Annotated in this window: 25 protein-coding genes and 3 tRNA genes; 18 read left to right on the top strand and 10 right to left on the bottom strand. The window is 47.1% G+C overall.

From position 1 onward, the window contains the following. Positions 1–16 precede the first annotated feature (16 nt). From KFF03_RS11245 to KFF03_RS11230, 4 genes are all read left to right on the top strand, one after another. The gene (locus tag KFF03_RS11245) at positions 17–1,660 is read left to right on the top strand and encodes a sensor histidine kinase (RefSeq protein ID WP_255857014.1); all 1,644 of its coding nucleotides are present in this window, start codon (positions 17–19) and stop codon (positions 1,658–1,660) included. A 68-nt stretch (positions 1,661–1,728) separates the two neighbouring features. Then, positions 1,729–2,178: a translation initiation factor Sui1 gene (locus KFF03_RS11240; protein WP_255857013.1), complete on the top strand. Its 450-nt coding sequence runs from the start codon at positions 1,729–1,731 to the stop codon at positions 2,176–2,178. Positions 2,179–2,272: 94 nt separating this feature from the next. Beyond that, entirely contained in the window at positions 2,273–3,211 is a 939-nt protein-coding gene (locus tag KFF03_RS11235; protein ID WP_255857012.1) for a LysR family transcriptional regulator, read from the top strand. Positions 3,212–3,430: 219 nt separating this feature from the next. Continuing rightward, the gene (locus tag KFF03_RS11230) at positions 3,431–3,832 is read left to right on the top strand and encodes a bacteriohemerythrin (RefSeq protein WP_255857011.1); all 402 of its coding nucleotides are present in this window, start codon (positions 3,431–3,433) and stop codon (positions 3,830–3,832) included. An 18-nt stretch (positions 3,833–3,850) separates the two neighbouring features. Here KFF03_RS11230 and KFF03_RS11225 read toward each other — a convergent pair whose 3' ends face one another. Continuing rightward, on the bottom strand, positions 3,851–4,765 hold the full coding sequence (locus KFF03_RS11225) for a D-hexose-6-phosphate mutarotase (protein ID WP_255857010.1): 915 nt from the start codon (positions 4,763–4,765) through the stop codon (positions 3,851–3,853). Between the two features lie 107 nt (positions 4,766–4,872). Between KFF03_RS11225 and KFF03_RS11220 the strand changes: the two genes are divergently transcribed. Together KFF03_RS11220 and KFF03_RS11215 are read left to right on the top strand one after the other, a co-directional pair. Then, positions 4,873–5,346, top strand: coding sequence for a GreA/GreB family elongation factor (locus KFF03_RS11220; RefSeq protein WP_255857009.1), 474 nt, complete (start codon positions 4,873–4,875; stop codon positions 5,344–5,346). A gap of 33 nt (positions 5,347–5,379) precedes the next feature. Next, on the top strand, positions 5,380–6,174 hold the full coding sequence (locus tag KFF03_RS11215; protein ID WP_255857008.1) for a DUF599 domain-containing protein: 795 nt from the start codon (positions 5,380–5,382) through the stop codon (positions 6,172–6,174). Between the two features lie 81 nt (positions 6,175–6,255). On the opposite strand, the gene KFF03_RS11210 is transcribed toward KFF03_RS11215, so the two are convergent. Next, entirely contained in the window at positions 6,256–7,104 is an 849-nt protein-coding gene (locus tag KFF03_RS11210) for a hypothetical protein (protein ID WP_255857007.1), read from the bottom strand. A gap of 513 nt (positions 7,105–7,617) precedes the next feature. Here KFF03_RS11210 and KFF03_RS11205 point away from each other — a divergent pair. Together KFF03_RS11205 and KFF03_RS11200 are read left to right on the top strand one after the other, a co-directional pair. Further along, entirely contained in the window at positions 7,618–7,764 is a 147-nt protein-coding gene (locus KFF03_RS11205; RefSeq protein WP_255857006.1) for a hypothetical protein, read from the top strand. Positions 7,765–7,963: 199 nt separating this feature from the next. Beyond that, positions 7,964–8,629 (top strand): FKBP-type peptidyl-prolyl cis-trans isomerase, encoded by a 666-nt coding sequence (locus KFF03_RS11200; RefSeq protein ID WP_370647479.1) that lies wholly within the window; start codon positions 7,964–7,966, stop codon positions 8,627–8,629. Between the two features lie 146 nt (positions 8,630–8,775). Here KFF03_RS11200 and KFF03_RS11195 read toward each other — a convergent pair. The 4 genes from KFF03_RS11195 to galU all read right to left on the bottom strand — a co-directional run bounded on the left by KFF03_RS11195 (position 8,776) and on the right by galU (position 10,047). Continuing rightward, positions 8,776–8,851: transfer RNA gene (locus tag KFF03_RS11195), tRNA-Asn, on the bottom strand. Between the two features lie 36 nt (positions 8,852–8,887). Continuing rightward, a tRNA-Pro gene (locus KFF03_RS11190) sits at positions 8,888–8,964 on the bottom strand. A gap of 32 nt (positions 8,965–8,996) precedes the next feature. Beyond that, a tRNA-Asn gene (locus KFF03_RS11185) sits at positions 8,997–9,072 on the bottom strand. A 135-nt stretch (positions 9,073–9,207) separates the two neighbouring features. After that, complete coding sequence (gene galU, locus KFF03_RS11180) at positions 9,208–10,047, bottom strand: UTP--glucose-1-phosphate uridylyltransferase GalU (RefSeq protein ID WP_255857004.1); 840 nt, start codon at positions 10,045–10,047, stop codon at positions 9,208–9,210. 353 nt (positions 10,048–10,400) lie between these two features. Here galU and zwf point away from each other — a divergent pair, with 353 nt between their 5' ends. From zwf to KFF03_RS11155, 5 genes are all read left to right on the top strand, one after another. Then, positions 10,401–11,861, top strand: a complete 1,461-nt coding sequence (zwf, locus tag KFF03_RS11175) for a glucose-6-phosphate dehydrogenase (RefSeq protein ID WP_255857003.1) — start codon at positions 10,401–10,403, stop codon at positions 11,859–11,861. Further along, positions 11,862–12,566: a 6-phosphogluconolactonase gene (pgl, locus tag KFF03_RS11170; RefSeq protein WP_255857002.1), complete on the top strand. Its 705-nt coding sequence runs from the start codon at positions 11,862–11,864 to the stop codon at positions 12,564–12,566. It abuts the gene before it with no gap. Positions 12,567–12,595: 29 nt separating this feature from the next. Continuing rightward, positions 12,596–14,404, top strand: coding sequence for a phosphogluconate dehydratase (gene edd / locus KFF03_RS11165; RefSeq protein ID WP_304941533.1), 1,809 nt, complete (start codon positions 12,596–12,598; stop codon positions 14,402–14,404). Between the two features lie 152 nt (positions 14,405–14,556). Then, entirely contained in the window at positions 14,557–15,168 is a 612-nt protein-coding gene (eda, locus tag KFF03_RS11160; RefSeq protein WP_255857000.1) for a bifunctional 4-hydroxy-2-oxoglutarate aldolase/2-dehydro-3-deoxy-phosphogluconate aldolase, read from the top strand. An 82-nt stretch (positions 15,169–15,250) separates the two neighbouring features. Further along, positions 15,251–17,011, top strand: a complete 1,761-nt coding sequence (locus tag KFF03_RS11155; protein WP_255856999.1) for a sugar phosphorylase — start codon at positions 15,251–15,253, stop codon at positions 17,009–17,011. Between the two features lie 85 nt (positions 17,012–17,096). On the opposite strand, the gene KFF03_RS11150 is transcribed toward KFF03_RS11155, so the two are convergent. Together KFF03_RS11150 and KFF03_RS11145 are read right to left on the bottom strand one after the other, a co-directional pair. Next, the gene (locus KFF03_RS11150; protein ID WP_255856998.1) at positions 17,097–17,663 is read right to left on the bottom strand and encodes a hypothetical protein; all 567 of its coding nucleotides are present in this window, start codon (positions 17,661–17,663) and stop codon (positions 17,097–17,099) included. A gap of 154 nt (positions 17,664–17,817) precedes the next feature. After that, positions 17,818–18,621 (bottom strand): hypothetical protein, encoded by an 804-nt coding sequence (locus tag KFF03_RS11145; RefSeq protein WP_255856997.1) that lies wholly within the window; start codon positions 18,619–18,621, stop codon positions 17,818–17,820. 301 nt (positions 18,622–18,922) lie between these two features. Here KFF03_RS11145 and KFF03_RS11140 point away from each other — a divergent pair, with 301 nt between their 5' ends. From KFF03_RS11140 to KFF03_RS11130, 3 genes are all read left to right on the top strand, one after another. Beyond that, the gene (locus KFF03_RS11140) at positions 18,923–20,128 is read left to right on the top strand and encodes a glycosyltransferase family 4 protein (RefSeq protein ID WP_255856996.1); all 1,206 of its coding nucleotides are present in this window, start codon (positions 18,923–18,925) and stop codon (positions 20,126–20,128) included. 117 nt (positions 20,129–20,245) lie between these two features. After that, entirely contained in the window at positions 20,246–20,857 is a 612-nt protein-coding gene (locus KFF03_RS11135) for a glutathione S-transferase family protein (protein ID WP_255856995.1), read from the top strand. Positions 20,858–21,049: 192 nt separating this feature from the next. Beyond that, entirely contained in the window at positions 21,050–21,520 is a 471-nt protein-coding gene (locus KFF03_RS11130) for a hypothetical protein (protein WP_255856994.1), read from the top strand. A gap of 137 nt (positions 21,521–21,657) precedes the next feature. Here KFF03_RS11130 and KFF03_RS11125 read toward each other — a convergent pair whose 3' ends face one another. Further along, positions 21,658–22,308, bottom strand: a complete 651-nt coding sequence (locus KFF03_RS11125; protein ID WP_255856993.1) for a cyclic nucleotide-binding domain-containing protein — start codon at positions 22,306–22,308, stop codon at positions 21,658–21,660. Positions 22,309–22,525: 217 nt separating this feature from the next. Continuing rightward, positions 22,526–23,845: an aspartate aminotransferase family protein gene (locus KFF03_RS11120; RefSeq protein ID WP_255856992.1), complete on the bottom strand. Its 1,320-nt coding sequence runs from the start codon at positions 23,843–23,845 to the stop codon at positions 22,526–22,528. A 525-nt stretch (positions 23,846–24,370) separates the two neighbouring features. Between KFF03_RS11120 and KFF03_RS11115 the strand changes: the two genes are divergently transcribed. Together KFF03_RS11115 and KFF03_RS11110 are read left to right on the top strand one after the other, a co-directional pair. Then, complete coding sequence (locus KFF03_RS11115) at positions 24,371–25,039, top strand: HNH endonuclease (protein WP_255856991.1); 669 nt, start codon at positions 24,371–24,373, stop codon at positions 25,037–25,039. Next, the gene (locus KFF03_RS11110) at positions 25,039–25,443 is read left to right on the top strand and encodes a hypothetical protein (protein ID WP_255856990.1); all 405 of its coding nucleotides are present in this window, start codon (positions 25,039–25,041) and stop codon (positions 25,441–25,443) included. Before KFF03_RS11115 ends, KFF03_RS11110 begins: the two co-directional genes overlap by 1 nt. Positions 25,444–25,710: the final 267 nt, after the last annotated feature.

Below are 25,710 nucleotides of genomic sequence, written 5' to 3'. Positions count from 1 at the left end.
TCGCCCGGGGAAAAACTTGAAACCCAAGCTTCAATCCATCGAAAGTCGTCTGACCATCTATGTGCTGTTGTTCAGCGTTATCCTTGGGGTAGCGTTCAGCTCTGTGCAAATTGGTTTTGACTATGTGGGGGAGCGGCAGCGGTTTACTGAGCAGACTCGTGCCTTGTTGGCGCGGCAGCAAGCTTCTGCAGCTCTGGCGTTGTACAACTACGACAACCATGCCATGACGACCATCCTTGATAGTTTGAGGCTAAACCCAGCCATTGTGGCATCGGAATTACAAGAGCTTAACAGCGATTTTGGGGTCATCAGTGGCTGGTCTGCGGAAAAACGCGATGAGGCGGTAAAGAATCCGAATATCGTGGCTTTTCGGCAAGATCTGATGGAACCACAGACCTATACAACCGGGCAGAAAGCATTGGGTATGCTGACTGTTTGGGCGGACGAGCGCTTATTGCATCAGGGGTTTGAGCAGCGTGCCGGACTGACGCTGATGTTGGATGTGTTGCGTAACATTGTGCTCGCGTTTGTACTGATTATGGTATTTCGCTCTCGTCTGACTGGCCCGATCAAACGACTAACGGCACGCATTCTCGATGTTGACCCTAAGTCTCCGGTTAAGCTGCCGCTCTCGGTCGAAAGTCAGCTCAAAAACAGTGAACTCGATGATCTAACCAATAAAATGAATGCGTTGCTCTCGTCCATGGATGATGAAATCACCCAGCGTGATCTGGCAGAAAAACAAGTCCGTTTTCTGAATGAAAAACTGGAAGAGAAGGTTCGGCAACGTACTGAAGCGTTACATACCAGTAATCAGCAGCTGCAAAATAGCCTGGATGAACTGAAGCAAACCCAACATTTGTTGGTTAAAGCTCAAAATATGGCGGCATTGGGGCAGCTCGCTGGCGGCATGGCGCATGAGATTAATAACCCGATTGCGGTGGTGAACAGCAATCTCAGTATGTTGTCGGACTATCTCAATGATTTGATGAGTGTGGTTGGCGCACTTGAAGCCAAAGACCCTCAGGTTTCAGAACAGCCAGATGTACTTCTGCAAAAACTCAGGGTGCTGAAGAAGCAAGTCGATTTTGATTTTATTCGTGAAGATTCAGCTGACTTATTAGCCGCTTGTTTGCAGAGTACCAATCGGGTTCAGAATATTGTTGATGAGTTACAAACCTTTGTTGGCGGTGAAAGTCATGACCATCAGGCGACGCAACTCAGTACATTATTTCGTTCGGCGGTTCAGGAAAACCAACTGCATGAATCGAATGCCATTCAGATTATTGAACATTTTGATTGTGCGCATGATGACCTGTTGTGTAACGCACGTCAGGTCACCATGGTTTTAGGAAAAATCCTGCGTAATGCCCGCGATGCAATGCCGGATGGCGGTGTGATTGACGCCACCATTATGACATCAGACAAGCATATGTGTTTAACGATTCAGGATTATGGGGTCGGCATGTCTGAAGAGGAATTGATGTTTGCTACCAATCCTTTTTACACCCGCAAGGAAGTGGGTCAGGGCATGGGAATGGGGTTAACCGTTGCGTATAACGTCATGAGTAATCATGGTGGATCACTTGAGATTGACAGTACCAAAGGAGAGGGGACTTGCGTGAAGCTGACATTCCCTCATGCTTTGGCGCCCGAATAGCATTTGCGCATTCTTGCGGAAATCAGTAACGTCGCCATCCTCGGATAAAACAAACACTTCTAAAGACGATGGCAAACGATAAGCACTCTTCCAATAAAACCACTCAAAGCAAGCAGCCAGTCGATTTATCGGCATTATTACAGGGTGGGCTGGGCTCCGCTAATACAGATTCTGATAATAGTGGCTCTGTGTATTCCACGGCGGTTGGCAGAACCTGTCCTGGCTGCGGTCAGGCGGCTTCGGAGTGTGCCTGTAAAGGTGAGCAGCTTCCTGAGGGGGATGGTGTTGTTCGGGTCAGTCGTGAGTCTAAAGGTCGTGGTGGCAAAGTGGTGACTCTGGTAACAGGTATTCCTTTGTCAGGGGCTGAGCTGAAAACTCTGGCCAAGGACCTCAAAAAGAAATGTGGGGTCGGTGGCGCTTTGAAAGACGGGGTGGTTGAGATTCAGGGGGAACAGCGGGATCTGTTGGTCGCTGAGCTGACGAAGCGTGGCTTTACGGTGAAAAAGTCAGGTGGCTGATTTATCTCGTTTATACCAAAGCAGCAAATAATACACTTGGTGAATGCCTGGATTCCTGCGACAATAATGCTTTCGTGATTTCTGAGGCTTGGCTGTGAACCTGGATCGAATTGATCTGAACCTGTTGGTTTATCTGGATGTATTGCTGCGAGAAGGCAGTGTAACAAAAGCGGCCCAGCAGTTGGGTATTACTCAGCCCGCGATGAGTAATGGTTTGCGCCGTTTACGTGAACTATTTTCTGACCCCATTCTAGTGCGTACTTCCGATGGTATGACACCGACCGAGCGGGCGCAGGAATTACAACCGATGATTCGCAAAGCGCTGGGTGAGCTGGAAGCCGCATTACAGCCATTGGAAGATTTTGATGCAAAAATCAGCCATCGTGTGTTTCGCATTATGGTCAGTGATTATGCCGAATCGACTCTGGTTCCTGAGTTGGTTAAGCGCCTGCGCAATGATGCTCCAGATGTCATCCTCGATGTATTAACCCCATCCGATGTGACTTTCAAAGACGTTGAAGCCGGTAAGGTCGATATGGCCATCAACCGCTTTGATGATATGCCTCAGTCATTTCATCAGATGACCCTCTGGCAAGATGACTTTGTATGCCTGGTGAACCCAAATCATCCGTTGGTTGATCAGTTCGATTTAAACGCCTATCTCTCCAGTAAACATATCTGGGTAAGCAAAACCGGTATGGGAGCTGGGGTTGGTATTGATCCGGAGAAAGTCGTGCGCCTGGGCTGGGTCGATAATGCTCTGTCTAAGCTGGGTCATAAGCGTAAAATTTCGGTATTCACTCGTCACTATCAAATGCCGGCGTTACTGGCTCATAACAATGACCTGGTGGCGACATTGCCACGTCGTGTGGCTGAGATGCAGGCTGAATCCTCCTCCCTGCAAGTCAAAGAGCCGCCGTTTTCTATTCCTCCGTTTGAGCTGAAGATGGCCTGGTCGCCATTGTTGCAGCATCATCAGGCCCACCGTTGGCTACGCCGAACCATTGTTGATGTGGCTCAGCAATGTAAATAACACCTTACTTGGCTTGCCGTGCTTCTGGATTACTCGCTGCTGTTCAGCCTTTGATATGTGTCAATGTGCTGTCAACAGGCGTGAAATTATATCTTGGTCGATAGGGCGATGAGTTCCGTTCGCATGTCGGTTGGTGATAGCATGTTCAGCCTTCTCGGGGCTCGTTAACGAGCTTTGATTTTGTCTTCAATTGCTGTTTTTCAGTCAGGCAGGTGCACTATGGAATTTCAGGATTACCCTCAGGTGGCCATGGAATTTATGAACCGTGAGCATGAAGAGTTTGTTCGTCTGTTGAACAAGGCTGAGCAAAAGCTGCTGATGGGAGGCAAGTTCGCTAAGCACCTTAATAAGTTATACAACCATTGTGTTGAGCATTTTGCCCATGAAGAAGCTGAGATGCTGGCCAATAATTTCCCTCCTTATCCAATGCACAAACAGGAGCATGAGCGGGTTTTAGCGCTGTTTCGTGAGCAGTTGGATCATTATGAAAAACACCAGGACGATGAAGCCGCGCTGGAGTTTATTGAAGAAACCGTGCCACAGTGGTTTATCATGCACCTGAATACCATGGATAAGGTCACGGCTCAGTTTTTATATCAGCGTAAAGGCAACGTCGCCTGATGGTATTCTTCTTAGCTGTTAGCGGCTGAGTATCAGCGTCAGACAATGTTGATTGCCTGGCTCTAATGTGACCACGTCATCCAGTGCATTGGCGGTCTCAATGCAAACCATCTTTTGATAATCCTCAGGGCCAAACTGACTGAGTCGTCTGGCTTTTTCTATCCATGGATTCCAGACAATGCAGGACTGGCTGCCATAGGTGGTGAGATAAGTTATTCCTTCTGGTGTCTGGAGCCTTAGACGATTATTTTTTTGCTGATAAATCCGGTCGGTTTCGGCGGCAAAGTTGATTGGCCCTGACTGCGTGTATCGCTTCCATCCTTGTTGGTCACTGACTAGTGCATCGGCATACTGGCAGCCTTCCAGGCCATATACACGGGTAGCCTTGATATCCCGTGTGGGGAAATACGTATGTAATGCCTGGCTCAGGCTGAGTGGAGCCGTTGAGGTATTGGTTGTGATTAATGATACTTGGCAGCTTTTCTTGCTAAAAACAAAATGTGCCTCAAGCGTTGCGTTACCGTTCCAATGTGATTGATTATCTTGGTTTTTGTCTTGATTCGGCAAAAACAGACATACATTAACCTGATGACAGCTCTCTTTTATCCCCTTGATTTGCCAGGGAATAGTTCGGGCAAAGCCGTGTGTCGGAGCCTGATCAATATGAGCGATATGTTGTTGTACTGAAACCGGGTTTTTATCAGCATTGCCAAACCACGGCCAGCAAACAGGAATACCGCCTCGCAGTGACACTCCGCGTTTATAGTTCACCCGGTTGCTTAGCCATAACCAGTTATCCGGATCCTGAGTTGGGCGGAATGAAATCAGTTGAGCGCCCTGAAGTAATAAATCGGCTTCAAACAGAGGATGGCGCACTTCCAGGCAGGTAAGTTCATCACGTTGTTCGAGGCTGCAGAAGGCTAATGAGTTCATACGGGTTTCTCTGGTTTGATCTGTCTGTGAGGCAATCAGCAGATAGTGCAATAATTTTTTAAGTTGATGAAGTACTATTGCGTATTGATGAAGTAAGTGGTGTACGTATGATCAATAAGGTGGCTTTGAAAAAGAGCTTGTTAACCAGCCTGGATCAGGAAATTGATGAAGCGCTGAAGGCGGCCCGGCAGGCTCAGGAGACCGCCGCACATAAAGATAATCAGCCTGAAAACCAATACGATACGTTAAGCCTTGAAGCTGCTTATCTGGCGCATGGCCAGTCCGAGCGGATACTGAAATTACAGCAAGAGAGGCTTTTACTTGAAAAATGGCTGGCGCCTGAGTTTGATGCTGAGGCGGTTATCGGAACCGGAGCCTTGGTGACACTGATGAATGAAGAGAATATGCAGCGCCTGGTCTGGATTACACCGTGCAGCAGTCGTTTATTGGATCAGCAGATACAGGCCGTCAGTTCCGAAACTCCTTTAGCTAAGAGGCTGACGGGTTTGGCAGTTGATGATGAGGTGGTTTTGCCATTGAGGCTGCGCGAAGAATTGTGGTGCGTTGAGTCCATTCAATAGTTGAGCCCATTCAAAAAAGGTACTTTGATATACATGATGACAATGATTGAGCAGGAAGTCGGCATTATGAACCTCATCAGTCTGGTGTGGTTTTTGTTTTGTTGGATCAGTTATTCATTATTTGCTAAATACATGGCGAAAAAAGTGGCGTCGTTATCATCGGTGTTACATGTTCACCGGATTAACTGGATGAGGCGTTTGCTGCAGCGTGATGTGCGTGTCGGTGATGCAGCCTTGTTGTCGAATCTTGAGCGAAATGTAAACTTTTTTGCTTCGTCCTGTGTGCTGATTCTGGCGGGTTTGTTGGCTGCGTTAGCAGCAATTGAGGAATTGCAGCATATATTATCGGGTATTACTTTTGTCGAGCCGACAACATTGCTGGCGCTAGAGTTGAAAATTATTACGCTGGTGTTTGTTTTTATTTATGCGTTTTTTACCTTTACCTGGTCGTTACGCCAGTATGGTTTTGCTTCTGTGTTGGTTGGGGCAGCGCCGTTGCCAGACGATGATACCGTAACCGCTAATGAGAAGCGCAGCTTTGCTATTTATGGCGCAAAAATTATTGATCAGGCCAGTCATAGTTATAATTATGGATTACGATCCTTTTATTTCTCATTGGCACTGCTTACCTGGTTTGCCAGTCCTTGGGTGTTTATGCTGGCGGCCGCTGCGGTTGTTGGCGTTTTATATGAGCGTGAGTTTTTATCCAACTCTCTTCAGGCACTTAAAAAAGTGGAAGGGGTTGGCGAGAAGCTTTTTGAAGATGATAAAGAGCTGTATCGTCGTTCTCTGGTTAAACCTGTTAAAGAAAAATTACCGAAAAATTGAAGCGTTTCTGACTTTCCATTTTTCAACCGCCTGCTTTACAAGGCAGGCGGTTGAAGCGTGGAGTATAAGGGGCATGTCGGCTTATTCTTTGTCATTAATAAATTGAGACAACACTTCCCGGCTTTTTTGATTAAATACCGTAACAGACATGACTTCTGCCCTGACGGCCTGAGTTGGGTGTTGGCGATAGCGGGACTCCAGATAACAGCGATCTTTTCTCAGGCATAAGCGAAAGCCAATTTGTACTCTGAGGTCTCGGTCAGCCGTGTGAGGGTACGTTGTTTCGGGAGCTGCAAGCCATGACAGATCCTCAAATAAACCAGCTTCCCACTGCCAATCATTATTTTCTGTTTTTAATATTGTTGATTTTTTAAAGTTCAGGGTTGCCGCAACCCAGCGTTTTCCTTTTTCCTTTAAAACTGGCTGACCAAGGCGATTCAGTTCGGTTTCTTCTGATAAGGCAAATTCCAGCACAGATTTGGCTTTTTGACCGGGTTGATACAGTGCTGACTCGTCTGGAAACAGAGGGCTGTAAACTTCACTATCGGGAAGATTTCTCATGCCAACAATCGTGAAACTTTGTTTATTTTTACCGTAGTTATATTTCGCTGGCTGCAGGTTGAAGGTGTGAAAATAAGTGCTGTTACTTGATAGCTCAGCGTCAGCATTCTCTGAGAAAATCTGTTTGATTTGTTGTTCTGAAATGGTCGGTGTTAATGCCAATGCTTGTTGTGCTTGGCTGGTACGTTCTGATACGCGAAGTCTGCGCTGCTTTGCTTCCCGTTGCGCTTGCTGTGCCGCAAGCTCTGCACGTTGAGCTTCCAATAACTGCATTCGACGTAATTCTTCTTTTGACGGACCACTACAGGCACCGAGTAGCGTGGCAAAAATGATGATCAGGCACAGTGGCAGGTGAGCACGAAATGACATGATGGATCCTTTACTTGTTCGGGTTTGGCAGGGATACGCCCTAGGGCCTGTTAACACTATTTCGATCACGCTGTTATGACTGAAAATTTTTCAATCCAGGCGCGAAGAGTGATGTTTAACGGGTTAAATGAATGATGAGCAACACAGAATGAAGGATTTTCAGCCATAACCCGAAGGGCTGATGTCAGTTTCTCCCTGAGCTGTGTTATTCGTTGCTTATTTAACTCGTTAAACCACGCCACTCATGCCTTGCCCATGAAAAAACTGACTGCCAGCAGCAAAGATCTAAATAGTGTTAACAGGCCCTGATCTGTTGTTATTTTCTTTGTTGGAGATTATAACGGGATTTTATGGTTGTGTACGAGTCGGCAGGGATAAGTGCTCTGGACAAAAATGGACCTCTGTGAGAATCTAGTCGCAGTTAAATAATCCGGTGTTATTGTGAAATTTCTGTCTTTATTTTGTACTTTGCTGATAGGTGTCTGCTTGATTTCTGGTTGTGCAGAATCACCAATGAGCAAGTTATCCGATAAAGAATTACGCAAGCGGCATGCGCAATGCCGTACGGGTGTTAATCTTTCTGCTCCTGAGATTCAGGTGTGTAAAAACATCGCACGTGAATGTGAGCGGCGAGCTGAAAAAGGGAATTGGGCTTGTTAGAGTCTGGTTTCGCTCTTTGCTTCAGCTGATTCAAACATTTCTTTTCTCTCGCGGGTGATATCAAGTTATACCGTATCTCATCCTGCGTTTCTTTTGCGTTTCTATCGTAGGAATTCCTGATGGCTTGTAGTAGTGTACGAAGCCTGTTGGAAAATCATGTGAAGGAAACCCCATGAAGTTAACAAAATTTGCACCCGTAATGGTACTGGGTGCGGCATTATTGGTCGGTTGTGGCCAGGAGGAAAAAGTGAAGTTAGAGAACCATATTGATCAGGCAAGCTATGGTGTGGGTCTGAACATTGGTCGTCAACTGGCAAGTGAGTCAGTTGAAATGAATGCGGATGCTATTGCTGCGGGTATTAAAGATGTTCTGACTGAAGCAGAGCAACGCATTGATGATTCCGTGATTGAAGCGGCGTTTAATCAGGTACGTGAAGAGCAGCAACGTAAGCAAGATGCTCTGAATGATGCAGCAGCGAAGGCCAGCGAAGATTTTCTGGCTGAAAACGCTAAGCGTGATGGTGTTCAGGTTACTGAATCCGGCTTGCAATATGAAGTTTTGACCGCAGCAGAAGGTGAGGGCGAGAAGCCGGCAGCGACTGATACTGTTCGTGTTCATTACCACGGCACTCTGACCGATGGTACTGTATTCGATAGTTCTGTTGAGCGTGGCGAGCCTGCACAGTTCCCAGTGAATGGTGTGATTAAAGGCTGGATCGAAGCGCTGCAACTGATGCAGCCAGGCGATAAGTGGAAGCTGACTATCCCTGCAGATCTGGCTTATGGCGCTCGTAGCCCAAGCCCTAAAATTCCAGCGAACTCTGCGCTGGTATTTGAAGTGGAGCTGCTGGAAATTGTTAAGTAACAACTTCTGAGCTTTGAAAGAAGACCCGTGATGCATCTGTATCATGGGTTTTTTTATGTAAAAACACAGCTAAAAATTTAATAAAGATAAAAGCTATTTTTTAAGAAACTTTAAATTAAATGTTAAGCAGAACGCTTAGAAAGAAGTGGCTCCCCGAGCTGGACTTGAACCAGCGACCAATAGATTAACAGTCTACTGCTCTACCGACTGAGCTATCGGGGAACAAAGGTGAACGAATAATCGTTCTAAACAAATTGTTGGTCGGGGTAGAGAGATTCGAACTCCCGACATCCTGGTCCCAAACCAGGCGCGCTACCAGACTGCGCTATACCCCGTTTGTTGTCGCCAGATTTACTTCGTGAGAAGTTGGCTCCCCGAGCTGGACTTGAACCAGCGACCAATAGATTAACAGTCTACTGCTCTACCGACTGAGCTATCGGGGAACATCTCTCAACAACGGGGCGCATTCTATGGAGAAGAGTTTGCCCCGTCAACACTTTTTTTTAAGAAAATTTAAAAAAAGCTAACAAAAACAAAAAACTAGGGCCTGTTAGTTGGTTTGGCAACCAGGCTCACAACTACCCCTGCTGTTTTTTGTAAACGTTCTCAAACACGTAGTTAGTGGCATCGACAAAACCTTCAATCGAGCCACAGTCAAAGCGCTTACCACGGAACTTATAGGCCATGACACAACCTTCCTGAGCTTGTTTCATCAGTGCATCCGTGATCTGAACTTCACCATTTTTGCCAGGCTCGGTATTTTCAATTTTGTCGAAGATATCCGGAGTCAGAATATAACGACCAATGATCGCGAGGTTAGATGGAGCCTCTTCTTTAGCTGGTTTCTCAACCATATCGGTAACACGGAACAGGCCATTCCCCATATCTTCACCGGCAATCACACCATATTTGTGTACCTGATCTTCAGGAACTTCCTGAATGGCGACTACCGAACAGCGGAACTGGTTATAGATTTTTACCATTTGCGCCAGTACACCTTCGCCATCTTCGGCAGGTACACACAGGTCGTCCGCTAACACCACGCCGAATGGCTCATCACCCATCAGGTTGCGGCCAGATAAAATTGCATGGCCTAAACCTTTCATATGGTTCTGGCGGGTAAAAGCAAAATCATTGTTATCGATCAGCTCACGAATAGAACTCAGCAGGGTTTCTTTACCGGAGCCCTGGATCTGGTGTTCCAGCTCATAGCTGATATCAAAGTGGTCGGCGATGGCGCGTTTGCCACGGCCTGTGACAAAGCCAACCGTGGTCAGGCCGGCTTGATCGGCTTCTTCAACGCCATATTGCACCAGGGGTTTGTTCACCACGGGTAGCATTTCCTTTGGCATGGATTTCGTTGCAGGTAGGAAACGGGTGCCATAACCGGCAACAGGAAATAAACATTTGCGAATCATTGGATTCAATCCTTTGTCATCTACTTTTAGAACAATTGGCTCATTAATGAATTATTACACGGCATGAGCGAATAAGAGAGATTATGTCAGAATTGTTGCGTTTATGCGTCAATAGCAGCTCAATCTATCTTTAATTTATCCGTCAGCAAGTTCGATGCCTAACAACCAACAGTGTACCTTTACATTTGTACGATCTTGTCACGAGTACAGAAATGCCCGGTTTGTTACAACGCTTAGGCCTGAATAGTGCTTAACTTTTAAATCAGACATACAGTGTTAATGGCTTAGACGTAAGACATCTCTTCCTGTGGGATTGCTAATACGCACTAAAATAAAGCAAATGAGGAACGGCAATGCATATAGACGCACCATTTGAGCTGATTCTGTTTGGTGGCCTGGGAGATTTATCCCAGCGTAAGCTGTTGCCCGCCATGTATATGCTGTTCTGTGATGGGCGTTTACCTGAGACGGGAAAAATTGTGGCGATTACCCGCCGTGAGTTGGTGCGCGAAGACTTTCTCCAGCAGGTTCGCCAAGCGTTAAGGCAACACCTGGAAGCCCGCTATTTTGATGAAGGCTCATGGAATCAGTTTGTTGAGTATCTGATATGCCACACCATTGATCTGGGCGACCCTGGTACTTTTGTTCAATTAGAGCAGGCATTGAATAAGCAATGCCAGAATCGGGTGTTTTATCTGGCTACTGGCTCTGATCTCTACACTGATATATGTGCCGGGTTACACGGTAGCGGTCTGATTCATGAGCATGCCAAGGTCGTGCTGGAAAAACCCATTGGCCATGATTTTGAATCAGCCACTCAGATTAATAATGCAGTGGCAGAGTATTTTGCTGAGTCCCAGATTTATCGTATTGACCATTATCTAGGCAAAGAAACAGTACAGAACCTGATGGTACTGCGGTTTGCCAACTCTCTGTTTGAACATCAGTGGAATCACAAATACATCGATCATATTCAGATAACGATTTCTGAATCGCTGGGAGTAGAAAAGCGCGCAGGTTTTTATGATCACGTGGGCGCGATGCGCGACATGTTCCAGAATCACCTGCTGCAATTGTTGTGTATTACTGCCATGGAGCCGCCAGCGAGTCTGGAGTCGGATGCGATCCGTGACGAGAAGGTAAAAGTATTGCGCTCGTTAAAAGCGATTACCGGAGAAGCCATTAACGATAAGGTTGTGCGTGGTCAATACGATGCCGGTGTAGCCGATGGTAAACCGGTGCCACGCTATCGGGATGAGCCGGATGTGGCAGTCAAAAGCCAGACGGAAACCTTTGTTGCCGTTAAGGTAGAAATTGAAAACTGGCGCTGGGCCGGTGTGCCTTTTTACTTGCGTACCGGTAAACGTCTGGCGGAACGTGCCTGCGAAATTGTGGTGCACTTTAAGGAGATACCGCACTCTATTTTCCCGTTGCAGCATAAAAACACCATGGCCAATAAACTGGTGTTTCGGTTGCAACCGGATGAAGGTATTCGTCTGATGTTATGCGAGAAAAAGATTGGCCCGGGCATGAGCGTGCGGCCGATGAACTTAAGTCTGAATCCGGCAGACCATAAAAAAACCCGTGTACCTGAAGCGTACGAAAGGTTATTGTTTGACGTTTTGGTTAGCAATGCAACGCTGTTTCTGCGAGACGATGAGCTTATGGAAGCCTGGCGTTGGGTTGACCCGATTTTAACCTTCTGGAATGACCTCGAACAACGACCTGAACCCTACACCTCGGGAAGTTGGGGGCCTGCAGCAGCGACCCTGTTGCTCGCCAAAGACGGGCGTCTATGGGATGAGAATAGCTAAATGATTAACGATAACCGTTTCTCCGATACACACACTCTGGCTCAGCAATTGGCTGATTCTGTTGCGAAAAAAATGCAGTCAGTGATTGATGAGCGTGGCCGGGTATCCCTGGCAGTGAGTGGTGGCACAACTCCAAAAGAGTTTTTTCAGAAATTATCCGAAAAAGAGCTCGACTGGGCCAAGGTACTGATCACATTAGTCGACGACCGTTGGGTTGACGATGCCGATGACAACAGCAACCAACGGCTGGTCAAAGAAAATTTACTGATCAATCAGGCTAAGCTGGCCTACTTTGTGCCTCTGAAAAATGATGAGGAAAGCCCGAAAGAAGGCCTGATGATCAGTGAAAATCGTCTGCATGAGCAGATTGATGAACTGGATATTGTGGTACTAGGCATGGGGCTGGACGGCCATACGGCGTCCTGGTTCCCGGGTTCCGAAGCATTAGCCCAATGCCTGGATGAACAAGCGGCGGCGTGTTGTTTTGCCGTGATGGATGCTCCTGGTTTTCCTCAGCGTATGACCATGTCGTTATCACTGGTGCTGCGCTCGAAGCACATTTACCTTCATTTTGAGGGTGAAGAGAAAAACAAAGTGTTTGAGCAAGTGTGTGATGAACATGACAAACACAACTTTGAACCTATGCCGGTTCGTTCCATTCTGTTCCAGAATCAAGTACCGGTGAATATCTATCGGAGTGCTTAATGCCACATAACCGCGATGCTGACGTATCTTTGAACCCCATTGTTCAACAAGTTACCGAACGTCTGATAAAACGCAGCCAAACACAACGGCAAGCGTATCTCCAGATGATTCAGCAAGCGGTTCAGCAAGGGCCAGTGAGAGATCAGCTAAGCTGCACTAATCTGGCCCATGATTACGCGGCAGCCCCGGATGACGATAAGCTAATCTTAAAATCTTCTCAGCGCGCCGCTAATATCGCCATTATCTCTTCTTATAACGATGTGCTCTCGGCACATGCACCATACCGGCATTACCCGGAACAAATTAAAACTGCGTTAGCAAAAGCTGGTCATGTGGCTCAGATGGCCTCTGGCGTGCCCGCCATGTGTGATGGTGTGACTCAGGGTCAGGATGGTATGGAGCTGTCGCTGTTTAGCCGTGATGTGATCGCCATGAGTGCCGTGGTTGGTCTGTCTCACCAGGTGTTTGATGGCGCCGTGATGCTGGGGATCTGCGATAAAATTGTGCCTGGCTTGTTGATGGCAGCGCTACGTTTTGGTCATCTGCCAACCATCTTTATTCCAGCCGGGCCAATGCCCAGTGGCATCGGTAATTCCGAAAAAGCCAAAACCCGTCAAGCATTTGCGGCCGGAGAGGTCGGCGAAGACGAACTGCTGAGCAGTGAGATGGCATCGTACCATTCCGAAGGCACCTGCACGTTTTATGGCACTGCAAATTCCAATCAAATGTTGATGGAAATGCTGGGAATTCAGCTTCCCGGCTCTTCTTTTATTAATCCGAATAATCCATTACGACGTGTATTAACGGACTACGCTTCGCAGCTGGTGGCGCATAAAACCGCGCTAGAACCCGGGTTTATGCCACTGGGCCAGATGATTGATGAACGCAGCATCGTTAATGCCGTGGTGGGCTTATTGGCGACCGGTGGCTCGACCAATCATAGTATTCACTTGGTTGCGATTGCGCGTATGGCGGGTATTGAACTGACCTGGGAAGATATGGCCGACTTGTCGAATGTGGTGCCGTTATTAGCCCGAGTTTACCCCAACGGGGCGGCGGATATTAACGCCTTTCAGCGCAGTGGTGGCATGGCGTTTCTGATGCGTGAGCTGGCATCGGAAGGACTGTTACATACGGATGTAAACACCATTATGGGGACTGGCCTGAGTGATTATTTTCAGGAACCTTATCTTGATAGTGATAACCAGCTGGCCTGGCGCCCGGCCGTTTCCGAAAGTCTGGATTTATCGGTGTTAGCGCCCGCACATGCGCCGTTTATGCGTGAAGGCGGTATGAAACTGGTCAGTGGCAATCTGGGTAATGCCATTATGAAGGTATCGGCGGTGCCGGATGATCGCTGGGTTATTGAAGCACCAGCGAAGGTATTCACCGATCAGAACGACGCATTGGCAGCCTATAAAGCCGGTGAATTAAATCAGGATGTTGTTGTGGTGCTGAAACAGCAAGGCCCTAAAGCTAATGGTATGCCTGAGCTGCACAAATTAACCCCGGCGCTGACCAACCTTCAGGATGCTGGATTCAAAGTAGCATTGGTGACCGACGGGCGCTTATCCGGTGCCTCAGGAAAAGTACCTGCTGCGATTCATTTGTCGCCGGAAGCTTGTGCGGGTGGCCTGATTGCAGCCATTAAGGATGGTGATGTGGTGCGTTTGGATGGCCATGCGGGTGAGCTGAGTGTGTTCACGGAAGGGTTTGAACAGCGTGAATTTGAAACACCCCAGGCACAGGTCAGTTTTGGCTTGGGACGGGAAATATTTCAGGTCTTCCGTAATCAGGTCAGCTCGGCTGAGCAAGGTGCCATCAGCATTGATTTCTGAAGGAGTCAGGCGATCTTTTCAAAAGCAGCAACAGGATGTTGCGACCGCCCGGCAGGCACAGGGATGTGCCTTCGGGGCGGCGGCTGAAAAGATCGCCTGGTTCCTGTTTATTGGCAATGCTGGCTGATACGAATTTAACAGGAGAAAACACGATGAAGTGGGATTTATGGTTAGAGCGTGCCAAACCTCTGATTCCGGTGATTGTGATTGACGACCCGGATCATGCGGTACCAATGGCGCAAGCATTGGTAGACGGCGGTGTGCGTTTGCTGGAAGTCACGCTCAGAACTGAGCACGGCCTTGAAGCGATTCGTACCATCAAAAAGGAGGTACCTGATGCCATTGTTGGCGTAGGGACTGTCACCAATGCTCAGCAGCTGGAGGATGCACTGCATGCGGGCGCTGAATTTGCCGTTAGCCCCGGAATGTCGCAGGAATTACTCGATTGCGCCCGAAACTGGGGCGGCTCTTACCTTCCTGGTGTCGCTACACCCAGTGAAGTGATGCAGGCCCGTAATGCCGGGTTTAAATATCAGAAGTTTTTCCCGGCTGGAGCGGCAGGTGGCATTGAAATGTTAAAGGCTTTCTCCGGGCCATTTCACGATGTGATGTTTTGCCCAACCGGCGGTGTGGGGGCTGACAATTATCAGAAGTATCTGCAACAAAACAACGTGTTTGCTGCTGGCGGCAGCTGGTTAACCCCCAAAGAGGCTATTTCGGCACAAAATTGGCAAGCATTAACAGCATTAGCGATCGCCAGTTAACCGTGCGAACTTAAAGCGAGAATTAATAGCGCGAATTTAAAGTGTCAGTTAAAAGCGCCGGAAGAAGGGAAAGGGGAGATGTATGTCGCAGGCCGCTGCCAATCAGTTTTCTAAACGATTATCCGCCATTTATCAGGGAGTGATAGACGACAATCAGATTCATCAAGTTAGCGAGCGTTTGTTAGCACGTTGCCAAGAATTTGCCGAACAACAAAACAGTGTGGTTGCCGAGCAGGCTGCCCAAGCGACCGATCCAAGATGGGATGAACAAGACGTTATCCTGATTACCTACGGCAACAGTATTCAGAAAACGGGTGCGGTGCCACTGCAAACACTGCATCACTTTTTAACGCAATATCTCGCCGATACCGTTAACAGCGTTCATATCCTGCCGTTTTTTCCTTACAGTTCAGACGATGGTTTTTCCGTTATTGATTATCGACAAGTGAATCCCGATTGGGGGGATTGGCCGGATATTGAAGCCATTGCCCGGGACTTTGATGTGATGGCCGATCTGGTGATTAATCACTGCTCGCGTGAAAATCTATGGTTTATCGACTTTATTGGTAATCGTGAGCCCTACAAAGATTATTTTATTGAAACAGACCCGGAACTGGATTTATCTCAGGTAACCCGGCCGCGTAATACGCCGTTATTATCCCCAGTGCATACCCATGAGGGGATCAAACATGTCTGGGCGACCTTCAGTGAAGATCAAATTGATTTAAATTTTGCTAACCCGGAAGTGTTGCTGGAATTTGTCGATATTTTCCTGATGTATATCGAGCGTGGTTCTCGTTTTATCCGCCTCGATGCCATCGCGTTTTTATGGAAAAAAATTGGCACGAATTGTTTGCACCTGCCACAAACCCATGAAGCGGTAAAATTACTGCGTGATGTTCTCGATTACGTTGCGCCCAAAGCGGTATTAATTACCGAAACCAATGTGCCGGTAAAAGAAAATCTCAGTTATTTTGGCCAGTCTGATGAAGCACATATGGTGTATCAGTTTGGTTTGCCGCCGCTGGTTCTGCATGCTCTGAACCGGGGGAATGCCAGCTTTTTAAGTGACTGGGCGCTGAGCATTCCCAAGCTACCAGATGGTTGTACTTACCTGAATTTTACTGCCTCGCATGATGGTATTGGGGTACGCCCGGTCGAAGGCATTTTGCCGGAACGTGAAGTGCAGGATTTAATCGACTGTATGCACCGCTTTGGTGGATTTGTCAGTATGAAAGCCAATCCTGACGGCAGTGAAAGCCCGTATGAAATTAACATCACGCTGTTCGATGCCTGTATGGGAACCCGCCGAGGCGTCGATCATTTCCAGGTGCCGCGCTTTATCTGCTCTCAGGCGATTATGCTGGGGATGCAGGGCATTCCGGCCGTGTATATTCATAGTTTAACAGCAACGCCTAATGATTTAGCCCACGTCGAACAAACCGGGCGAACCCGATCAATTAATCGCAAAATCTGGGACGAAGAAGAGTTAATGTGCCTGCTGGATAATCCGGTGACACCACAGGCCGAAGTGTTTGCTGAATTACGCCGGATGATCTCCATTCGTCGTCAGCAGGCGGCATTTCACCCGCAAGCACGTCAGCAGGTGATTAAAATTAATTCGGATTTATTTATTCTGAAAAGAACAGCGTGTGATAAAAGCCAGGTGATTTACGCCATTTCAAATGTCACTGAGCGTATTTTGAAATTACCGATGGCCAGCTTGGGAGTGTTGCCCGATGGCTTAAGTGATTTATTGGCGGAACAAGATGGCGCTATTGGTGAGCAGTTGACTTTGTCACCTTATCAAACGCGTTGGCTGGCTTTTGCTGAAGACAGTTGAGAAACAATAAAAAAACCGGTCAGATTACTCGAATCTGACCGGTTTTTTTATTGCGTAAAAGAATTACTCTTCAGGCCGCTGCTTATCAGCCTTCAAGCAACTTTACGGCTTTTTTCGAGATAGGCTGATTCGAGTAAGCTAACCCCAGCTTGTTGAGATACACCATACGATCCGCTTTTAACGGGTTAATTTCTTCCAGCTCTTTGCCGTTGGTTTTGTAGACTTCACCCAGGTGCTGCAGATAAGCATTGCCCGGCTCCATCAATAACGCCGCACCGCCTGCATCGGTTTTCACATGTGTATTTTCTTCTTCACTTAACGTGACTTCAAATACCACTGGCGTTTCGCCATTGCTGAAGTACAGGTTACGGCTTTTGGCTTTTTGGTCTGCCCAGTAATACGCTAACTCTTTACTCTGTGTCAGGAAAACCGGATCTTCGGCAGTAAAAGCGGGCGCCTGAATGGTTTGCAACGTGCTTTGCATACGTTTCATCAATGCAGCATCACCACCACCTACTAAGCCCTGGTTGGTGACCGAGGTGATCAGGCCAGAGGACGTGCCGTGATACCACACGTTGCTGGTAGCAAAACCATCATCAGACAGCAGTTCTTTGGCGTCCTGGAGGTATTCAGGGGTTTTCAGTTCAGTCATAAGAAAAAGTCCGGGCGACAGCCGCCATCAAGATAAGCACAATCAATAGGGCGCGAATCATACCAAGGAATCGGCTATACGTCATAAGCATGGCTTAAATGTCCGCCATAAGCCTCGGTTATAGATGATCGCATTGCACTCTCAGTTCGACGGTTCAGTTCGACGTCTGGGCAAGTTTTGCTCTGATCCAGCCATAAAACAGCAGGTAAGCCACCGAGCACAATAACGATAGCAGTGTTCCCCAGTGCAACCCGGCCAGTGGGTAGAACGCGCTAACAGCAAGGCAGTAGACCACCAGTGCGCCAATGCCGTCCGGGTAATGCTTGATGCTGGTCGACAATACCTGGGCGCCGTAGCTGATGTGTAATATCAGCATCAGCGGGAAAAATGAAACCGGGAAGGCGGCTAATAAACCAGCTCTTTGTGGCCCTAATAATTCAGCCAAACCTGTGATCAGCAGGATAGACGTCGTTGCAATTCCTGCTCTGAACAGCAGAGTGAACCATTTGTTCGCCCACACACCGGTCGGCTGCTGAGTAATCTGGCGCTCAGGAATCGACTTCAGCAAGGTGCGGAACAGCAGAATGGCAAAGACAACCACCAGTAGATTGACCCCGCGGTGTTGAGGCAGTTGTTGCAAGGTCAGCGCCGTTAGCAAAAAACAGCTCAACCCAGCAATGATCGCCAGCGGCAAAAACGTCAGTTTTGGCAACCGTTGAATTACCTGCTGGTAGCCCCAGGCAAGACAAATAGCAGCAGAAAGCCCGGGCAGGGTATAAACGGCACTTTGTGCAGCAAACTCAGTACCTTGCTGCCAGCCAAAAAAGTACAGCGCAATGGCTGTTCCTAATGGGAAGCCGGCCAGTAACCCGGCATGGCGCGGACTTAAACGCTCAGCGACTTTGGCAAGCAGAATAACAGTGGCAAAGGTGATGATAATTTTGGCGAACAGCAGCACAGAGAAACCCAATAACGATTTTAAATTTCATTGTGTCACAGAACTACATCGGGGCGCAGTGCTATTAAAGCAGCATCGGGAAACGCCTCTGTGTACAATGCCATGCATTTGTGAAGCAGAAGTCAGGTAAACTTTTAGCCGCCGCCCCGAAGGCACATCCATGTGCCTGCCGGGCGGTCGCAACATCCTGTTGCTGCTTTAAAAGTTTACCTGACTCCTGCTGTTACTCTTACTAATGAAAACATTGCTTGTTATTGGCTACGTCTGGCCTGAACCCAAATCCTCAGCGGCAGGCAGCCGTATGTTGCAACTGTTGCGTGCGTTCCAACAGCAGGAATATCGCATTGTGTATGCGTCTCCTGCGGATCGCAGCGATCATGCAGTTGACCTCGTGAGCCTGGATATTCAGGCAGAATCCATTGCATTAAATTGCAGTAGCTTTGATGACTTTATTTCCGCGTTAAATCCAAAAGCCGTGATGTTTGACCGTTTTATGATGGAAGAGCAGTTTGGTTGGCGGGTGGAAAAATACTGCCCTGATGCGCTTCGTATTCTAGATAGTGAAGACTTACATTTTCTTCGTCATGCCCGACATGCCGCCTTAAAAGCCAATGCCGAGAATATTATTCAGCCCGATGCTGAATATTTATATTCCGATATGGCCAAGCGCGAAGTCGCAGCTATTTTACGTTGTGACCTGACGTTAACGATTTCTGAGTTTGAAATGGAGCTATTGCAGCGGTGTTTTAATATTCCGGCTAATATTCTGCACTATTGCCCGTTTATGTGTGTTCACCACCAGGTAAAATTTGAACTTCCTACCTATGAAGAGCGACAGCATTTTGTCTCCATTGGCAATTTTCGCCACGAACCAAACTGGGATGCCGTGCGTTATTTAAAAGAACGCATCTGGCCTGTCATTCGCCAGCAGCTGCCCAGCGCAGAGCTGCATATTTATGGGGCTTATCCGCCTAAAAAAGCCACACAGTTGCACAATGAAAAACAAGGTTTTCTCGTCAAAGGCTGGGCGCATGATGCCTTGCAGGTGGTTGCTGAAGCCCGGGTGATGTTAGCGCCACTACGTTTTGGCGCGGGGTTGAAGGGTAAGTTGATTGATGCTGCACTGTGTCATACCCCGGCGGTGACAACCAGTATTGGTTCAGAAGGCATGTATGGCAATTCGGAAAAAACTTGTGGTGAAAGCACCTCTTTGATTAAGGCCGCGGCCGTGGCTGACACTGATACCCTGTTTGCTGCAGAAGCCGTGCGGCTTTACAACAATGAGCCAGACTGGCGACACGCTTCCAAAGCCGCATCTAAAGTGATTGCGACTCGTTTTGATTATGCCAGGCATAGCCAAGCCTTAATGGAAAAAATGGGCTTAGTTGCAGTTAATATTCAGCAGCATCGGTTGGATAACTTTTATGGGGCTATGTTACGCCACCACAGTTTAAAGAGTAGTCAGTATATGTCGCAGTGGATCGAGGCGAAAAATAAGTTGTTATAACACGCCGGTCTACCTGTTCCACCAATAAAACAGTGTGTAGCAATCTGTAATATTGACGGTATTCGGATGCTTGTTCAGTCTGCGTGTACTGAATAACAACGGATAATGGGTACCTTGATGAAATTATACGATGCTGAATTTGCTCCCAGCCCACGCCGAGTGCGAATCTTTTTAGCGGAAAAAGGCCTTACCGATATTGAATGCATTAAGCTGAACTTGCCCGCTGGTGAAAACCTGACGGAAGAGTTCGCTCATAAAAACCCAACTTGTAAAGTGCCGGTGTTAGAGTTGGATAATGGCACCTGCATCAGCGAAGTGGCGGCAATCTATCGTTATATTGAAGAGATTCAGCCTGAAAACCCGTTGTTAGGAAATACAGCTGAGGAAAAAGCCACGATTGAAATGTGGGACCGACGTATTGAATTTGCCTTTTTATATCCGGTTTTTAACAGCTTTCAGCATACCAGTGGTATTTTTAAAGACCGTATGACCCCGGTTGCGGAGTGGGGAACAGAGGCACGTAATATTGCCGCTAAGTTCTTCCCGATTATGGAAAGCCAGTTGGCAAACCATACTTATATCGCAGGAGAAAGCTTCTCCGCTGCGGATATCAGTGCGTTGGTCACACTCGAGTTTGCAAAAGTGATTAAATTGAGGGCAGATGAACAATATCCAAATATTCAGCGCTGGTATGAGTTGCTAAAACAACGCCCTTCTTACTCTGCCTGAATACAGTGTTGATAATACATCTGTGTTTTATATGCAAAGATGTATTATCAATATCGGTAATAAATAACTATTTGAATTATGTTTGATATCCGATATTATCCTATATCCCATTCGGGATATATCGTTCTGGTTGTTATTTGGCCAGCATCATAATAAAGATGATATTGTTTGATAACTTAATAGAGGTATTCTGTGAGCGTATTTGCCACTGATATTGATAAACAAATCCAGCAACACCAACAAAAAATCGAAGAGCTGGAGAAGCTGAAGGTTGATCAGGAACAAAAATTCGAAGGCATTAAAGAATTTGATGTTCAGATCAAACGTCTGTGTAACCAAAATAGCTTGACTGAAAACGAACTGTACGTTTCTCGCTCAGAACAAATTGAAGCCTGGTTAATCAGCATGGCAAAAGCCGATGCACCGTCTTCAATTTATAAAAACCTGAAAAAGCATTTTGAAAAAGTCATTGCTCGTGAAGCGCGCAATGGCGGTAAGGCAGAAAAAGTATCCTCTCTGCCTAAGCCAAAGTTGGCCGTTGGTGTATACCAAAATCCAGCCACCAGTGAAAAGGTCGAAAAAATCAAACGTAACCCACGTCAGTTAGACGAGTGGATTGCGGAATACGGTTTTGAAATTGTTAAGACCTGGAAAGTAAGCTAATCGCTTATTGTTCTGCCTGATTAGCTGTTGCAGCCGATCTGAAAAAGCCCCGGATAACTTTATGATTATCCGGGGCTTTTGTTTTTCAGGCGTTAGTTTTTCAGGTGTTAGCTTTTCAGGAATGTGTTCTCTGGTTGTTAAAAGCTAATCCAGTCGGATTCCTGTGGCGCCATCGATTCATTCCAGGCTTTGACCAGCTTGGCCAGCTCATGGGCCTGATGATGCAACTTATGTAACTCATCATTAGAATTATTGTCTGCAATCACAATCGGAATTTTTCGCAGCTCAGCCACAAGAGGGTGATCTGGTAGCTGCATTTTGTTGCGTTCCAGCGTCCAGCGAAGATTATTCGCCAACATCCGGAAGAAGGTGATTTTGGTTTTCAGGCTGAACAACGTGAAATCTTCCAGGTCGGCAAAATACTGGAAGTCGATTCCCGCCAGTAACACTTGTTTATCACTGACTTTGATCGAAGCTGAGCGTTTGAAGTTCAGCAGCATGGCCATTACCCCAAACATCTCTCCCGGGTTAATTTCACCAATGACTTCTTCATGCTCGTCATCGGCCATGACTTGCAATTGGCCCTTTAACGGAAAGTAGAGAATATTGGCATCATCACCCTGATGAATAATGACTTCTCCCGGATCGGCTGTCACAAATTGGCTGACGCTCATCAGCAGTTCAAACTGGTCCGAGTCCGATTGAATCAGGTCCTTAAAAAAGGTCACACTGTTTACGGCACGATGCAGAGTCTCTAACGGGTAGTCTGCTTGAGTCACACGACGCATACTTCAGCCTTAGTTACAAATAACAACAGTTTTGAAATATAGCACTTAGTAGCAGATAGCAAAGCTCAATAAGCAAATAACTCGGCACAAACAGATAATTGTGTCTCACTCCTGATGAAAATCAGGAAACGCACTAAAAATGACAATAAAAAAGCGACATTTGGAGTACCAAATGTTGCTTTTATGGTCAGCAATTTATCGCTGCAGCGTTGTTTTCTTATTGAGCGTTCAATGCTTCTTGCATGGATTGCTCGGCGACTTTTTCCAGCCAGCCGAAATCCATGTTTTTATGCGCTTCACAGATAAACCATGGCTCGCGGGAATCCGGCTCCAGCATCACGCCGTGTTTGATCAGATTGTGAGCAAACTCGGTGTATAAATCGCTGTTGGTTTGTTTCCAGTCGCGGTAGTTCTGCGGCACGATATTGCCCAGGTGAATACCAAACATGGAATCCGGACCAGCAAAGCGGTGATCCACACCAAACTTATCGAACACTTTTGCCAGAATGCCCTGAATCTTTTTACCGGTAGCGTTGATGCTGTCTAACGCATCGGTGTCACGTAAGGTGCTCAGGGTGGCTTTGGCGGCGCTCAGGGCAATCAGGTTAGCAGTATAAGTACCACCGTGGGTTACACCACCTTTACCGAAGCTGATTTTATCCATGATGGCGGCTTTACCACCAAAGGCCGCGACCGGATAACCGTTACCCATGGCTTTAGCGTAAGTAGTCAGGTCGGCGTAAATACCGTACAGCTCCTGGGCGCCACCTTTGGCGACACGGAAACCGGTTTTTACTTCGTCGATGATTAACAGCGAGCCATTTTGATCACAGATATCACGCAGCTTCTGCATGTATTCCTGCGTGGAAGCGATGGAACCACAGTTACCCATGATTGGCTCAATCACGATGGCGGCAATATCGTCACCGACGCGGGCGAAGACTTCGTCCAGCGCTTCAGCATCGTTCAGAGAAACGGTTTCCAGATGCTCACGGCTGGCTTCCGGAATACCACCACCGAAGGATTTGATTTCCGGAATGGTGCCTGATTCCGGGTCCCAGCTGTCGACGTCGGGTTTCCACATCATTTCATCGTATAAACCGTGGAAGCCACCTTCGACCACAACCACCTTATTGCGGCCGGTGTAACCACGGGCGGTACGGATCGCACCCAGTACTGCTTCGGTACCGGAGTTAGCGAAACGCATCTTCTCGATTTGCGGACACATGGACTTCACCAGCTCGATCACTTCGGAATCCATCTTGGTCGAGAAACCGGTCATGGTGCCGATGTTCTGGATGCTGTTGATGACCGCGTTGTCGATACGCTCATCGCGGTAACCCAGGATGATAGGGCCATAAGCCAGACGGAAATCAACGAAGGTTTGCTCATCTTCATCAGTGATGGTGCAACCTTTCATGTTCTTCACGAATACGGTGTTTTCGTCGCCCCAATAGCGGTAGCTGTCGGCAACGCCCATCGGCATATGAGTGTGAGCGGTAGCCAGCAGGGCATCGCGATTGGGTTTATTGCTCATGTCAGATCCTGAAATCTCGGTCGAAAGGATGAAAAGGCGCGATTATAACGTGGGATTAGGGAAATATAAGGGCTAATCCGGCATTCGCCAGATCTGGTAGCTGGCTTAGCTGTCATCGTATCTCGTTCCCATACTTCGCGTATCTCGTTCCCATACTCCGCGTATCTCGTTCCCATACTCCGCGTATCTCGTTCCCACGCTCCGCGTGGTAATGCAGCTGCAGCTGGCTTGGCCACTGAGCCGCTGGGTAGACGCCCGGCAGGTGTTGTCTGATGGTCAGGTTGATGATATTTTTCGTAATAGATGAATTTATTGGCTGCTGGGTTTGAACTCGGTAGCCGGGATGTGCGGCTAAGCACATCTGTCGAAGGGAATGTCTGCCAGGGAAGGTTTCAGTTTGAAATCATTTTGTATCCGAAAGTGCGAAGATTCTCCTCAATTTAGTTATATGTTGTTGCTTGCAAGGTAGGCTGCCTTGCAAGGGCGAACTATTAAAATGTTTAGTTTCTAAAGGTTTAAAAAAGGATGGCCATTAGCGAAGCGGATGGGAAGCTGCTATGGGGGCGTGCTGCAGGCGTATGCTCAAACCCTGCGTGCAGAACCGATTTGACTGCAATTTTGCAAGGAGCTGAAAGTTATAATGTTGGTGAAATGGCTCATATCATAGCTAGAAGTGAAGATGGTCCGAGGGGGGAACCTGGTGGTGGTTATAATCTGTATGAAAACCTAATTTTGCTATGCCCGACATGTCATAGACATATCGATAAATCGCCAGATGGTACTTTCACCGCAGATCAACTTCATCAATGGAAACGGGAACACGAATCTGCAATCCGGCTCAGAATGAGCGAAGTGGTATATGAGGAATTAAGTGATCTGAAAAGTGAAGTAGCGAAGTTGCTTATGGAAAATCATATGATTTGGGAACAATATGGCCCCCAGTCAAAAATTGCTCGAGAAGATCCAGGGTCGAATGCATACAAAATATGGAATTTTAGAAAGCTTGATACAGTAATACCTAATAATCAGAAAATAACCAATATGATAGAGGCAAATATAAAACTATTAGATGCTGATGATTATAAAGTATTTTTATTATTTAAAAATCACGCAACTTCATTCGAAGCAAATCAATATTGTCGCGTTTCTAGCTACGCCTTGTTCCCAGATGAATTTTCGGAGAGGTTTCAATAATGACAAATGGCAGTAATGATTGGGGAACCCCTTATTGTGACATAACATTCTTAGGAAGATTGTTGAGAACACATAAAAATGTTTCTAGTGTAAGTAGATCCAACGATATTTTATTTACTGTTGAAAGAGAGCAGCAGGGAGATACTTTAAAAATACTTTGCCTTCGAGAATACACCATGGGCCGTACCATGGTAGATCGAGCCATTGATGAGTTCGGTGACTTGGATATTATATATATCGGTGGTGACTGGAATGGCTATCAGCCAGAGGCAAAGGAACTCTGCCTGGATTCAAAGATAGGACTTTATGTGACATCTGAAATGTCAGGAGCTTTATGGCGAAATCAGTACTGGAATTATGAGAAAAAAGATAAAGACGGAGATCCGGTCACGTTTACAAAATAGACCCAATCTATTTGGAGTGTTTGGTTTTGGCTCTTTCTTTAGAAGCAATAATTTTAATGATGTTGATCTGCTGGTCGTGGTGCATGACCTTTGTGAGCACCCGTTGAAAGAGTTTTACGAAATCAAAGCGCTCTTAGATAGAATTGGAGCTGAGTTCGATGTGCCAATTGATATTACTTATCTTTCATACAGTGAGTATGCAAGGAAGCCGTTACGTGAATCAGACTGTTTAGTGCCAATCGTCGGGAACAAAGATTGACAAGACTC

Source organism: Bacterioplanoides sp. SCSIO 12839 (assembly GCF_024397975.1).
Classification (GTDB): Bacteria; Pseudomonadota; Gammaproteobacteria; order Pseudomonadales; family Oceanobacteraceae; genus Bacterioplanoides.
Note: the sequence above shows the minus strand (reverse complement) of the source record. Positions and strands in the feature narration are given on the sequence as shown.

Bases quoted from the DNA above. Each gene is read 5' to 3' on its own strand.
- KFF03_RS11240 (WP_255857013.1), top strand. From the start codon at position 1,729: ATGGCAAACGATAAGCACTCTTCCAATAAAACCACTCAAAGCAAGCAG.
- KFF03_RS11230 (WP_255857011.1), top strand. From the start codon at position 3,431: ATGGAATTTCAGGATTACCCTCAGGTGGCCATGGAATTTATGAACCGT.
- KFF03_RS11225 (WP_255857010.1), bottom strand. From the start codon at position 4,765: ATGAACTCATTAGCCTTCTGCAGCCTCGAACAACGTGATGAACTTACC.
- KFF03_RS11220 (WP_255857009.1), top strand. From the start codon at position 4,873: ATGATCAATAAGGTGGCTTTGAAAAAGAGCTTGTTAACCAGCCTGGAT.
- KFF03_RS11215 (WP_255857008.1), top strand. From the start codon at position 5,380: ATGATGACAATGATTGAGCAGGAAGTCGGCATTATGAACCTCATCAGT.
- KFF03_RS11210 (WP_255857007.1), bottom strand. From the start codon at position 7,104: ATGTCATTTCGTGCTCACCTGCCACTGTGCCTGATCATCATTTTTGCC.
- KFF03_RS11205 (WP_255857006.1), top strand. From the start codon at position 7,618: ATGAGCAAGTTATCCGATAAAGAATTACGCAAGCGGCATGCGCAATGC.
- KFF03_RS11200 (WP_370647479.1), top strand. From the start codon at position 7,964: ATGGTACTGGGTGCGGCATTATTGGTCGGTTGTGGCCAGGAGGAAAAA.
- galU (WP_255857004.1), bottom strand. From the start codon at position 10,047: ATGATTCGCAAATGTTTATTTCCTGTTGCCGGTTATGGCACCCGTTTC.
- zwf (WP_255857003.1), top strand. From the start codon at position 10,401: ATGCATATAGACGCACCATTTGAGCTGATTCTGTTTGGTGGCCTGGGA.
- pgl (WP_255857002.1), top strand. From the start codon at position 11,862: ATGATTAACGATAACCGTTTCTCCGATACACACACTCTGGCTCAGCAA.
- eda (WP_255857000.1), top strand. From the start codon at position 14,557: ATGAAGTGGGATTTATGGTTAGAGCGTGCCAAACCTCTGATTCCGGTG.
- KFF03_RS11155 (WP_255856999.1), top strand. From the start codon at position 15,251: ATGTCGCAGGCCGCTGCCAATCAGTTTTCTAAACGATTATCCGCCATT.
- KFF03_RS11150 (WP_255856998.1), bottom strand. From the start codon at position 17,663: ATGACTGAACTGAAAACCCCTGAATACCTCCAGGACGCCAAAGAACTG.
- KFF03_RS11140 (WP_255856996.1), top strand. From the start codon at position 18,923: ATGTTGCAACTGTTGCGTGCGTTCCAACAGCAGGAATATCGCATTGTG.
- KFF03_RS11135 (WP_255856995.1), top strand. From the start codon at position 20,246: ATGAAATTATACGATGCTGAATTTGCTCCCAGCCCACGCCGAGTGCGA.
- KFF03_RS11125 (WP_255856993.1), bottom strand. From the start codon at position 22,308: ATGCGTCGTGTGACTCAAGCAGACTACCCGTTAGAGACTCTGCATCGT.
- KFF03_RS11120 (WP_255856992.1), bottom strand. From the start codon at position 23,845: ATGAGCAATAAACCCAATCGCGATGCCCTGCTGGCTACCGCTCACACT.
- KFF03_RS11115 (WP_255856991.1), top strand. From the start codon at position 24,371: ATGGCCATTAGCGAAGCGGATGGGAAGCTGCTATGGGGGCGTGCTGCA.
- KFF03_RS11110 (WP_255856990.1), top strand. From the start codon at position 25,039: ATGACAAATGGCAGTAATGATTGGGGAACCCCTTATTGTGACATAACA.